The following is a 1,308-nucleotide window of genomic DNA, read 5'->3' as shown; positions in this document are numbered from 1 at the left end:
GGTTCTTCACCCAAGTCCGGGGAAAGCCGCCCGGATCTTCAGGAAGAAGTAGGAGTCATCGCGGAAGCCGTAGGCCACCCGTTTAATCACCTTGATCTTGTTGTTGATCCCTTCGACCAAGTTGGTCCCCAGCGGCCAGCGGCAATGCGCCAGGATGCCCGGCAGATAAGGTTCAAGACGCCGGGCGAAGCGGCGCAGCGGCTCCAGGCCGCTGCGCAGGGCTCGTCGCTTCCACGATCGCCAAGCCTTGCCGGCCCAAGCGCGGCTGCGGTAACGCCATAGCTGTTTGAGATCGTCCTTGAGCAGGTAGACGGTCAACAGCGCGCGGTTGGCGGCCAGCAGTTCGTCAAGGTGGACCGCTTTTCCCGCCGGGACGTTCTCGCGGTTGCGCAGCAGCAGCCAGCGCGATGTTTTCAGCACGCGGCGGGCCGGTTGGTCGGCACGCAGACGATGGGCCTCGTCGATACGCACCCGGTCGATCACCTCGCGACCGTATTTGGCCACGACGTGGAACAGGTCGTAGACCACTTCGGCATTCGGACAGTGCAGGCGCACCTCCAGGTCGTACGCGCTGTTCATGTCCATCGCCACCGCGCGCACCTGTGCGCAGCGTTGCGCACCCAACTGTTCAAAGAACGGCCGCACCTGCGCGCGTGAGCGGCCACGGCCCACCCACAGCACGCGCTTGCGTTCGGCATCGACCACGACGGTCGCGTAGCGGTGACCTTTCTGGATCGCGAACTCATCCATCGCCAGCAAACGCACCCCCTCCAGATCGACCGGCCCCAGCGTGCGTTCCAGCTCGCGAAAGTCGATCGCCTTAGCGGTCTTCCAGTTCAAGCCGTGCCAATGGGCGGCATGACGTACCGAAGCCACCGTGCAAAACCGCGCCACACTCTGCGCCAGCCGACGCGTCACCCGCGAATGCGGTTCCAGCCAGTCCAGTTGCTCCAGCCGCGGCCCGCAACGTGGGCACGCCAGCCGCAGCCGGGGCACGCGCAGTTCCACCGGATCATCGAACACCGGCAGGTCGCGGATGCGCCGTACCGTGCGGTCGTGGACCGCCGCGACGACCTCGCCGCAGCCCGAACACCGGTGGTCGCTTTGCCGGTCGGGCTCCAGATCCAGTACCAGCCAGCGTTGCTTGCCGCGCGGCTCATGCCGCCAGGAACACACCCGATAACCCTTCCAGCCCCCGAGCGCGGTAATACAATCTCCATTGGCCACGGCCGACCCCGTTTTGCTGCCTAGACAACAACAATTCTGCCGGTCGGCCGTGCGCCTTTCCCCTCAGATGGGAGATGAACC

Annotated in this window: 1 protein-coding gene; it reads right to left on the bottom strand. The window is 65.3% G+C overall.

Features of this window, described 5'->3' with window-relative positions:
- Positions 1 to 6: 6 nt before the first annotated feature.
- On the bottom strand, positions 7 to 1,227 hold the full coding sequence (locus ACTOWJ_RS29365; protein ID WP_441338179.1) for an ISL3 family transposase: 1,221 nt from the start codon (positions 1,225 to 1,227) through the stop codon (positions 7 to 9).
- Between the last annotated feature and the right edge of the window lie 81 nt (positions 1,228 to 1,308).

Origin of the sequence: Lysobacter sp. CA199, from assembly GCF_052078715.1 — a bacterium.
Lineage (GTDB): Bacteria > Pseudomonadota > Gammaproteobacteria > Xanthomonadales > Xanthomonadaceae > Lysobacter.
The sequence above is the reverse complement of the archived record's forward strand: the minus strand, read 5'-3'. Positions and strand labels throughout refer to the sequence as shown.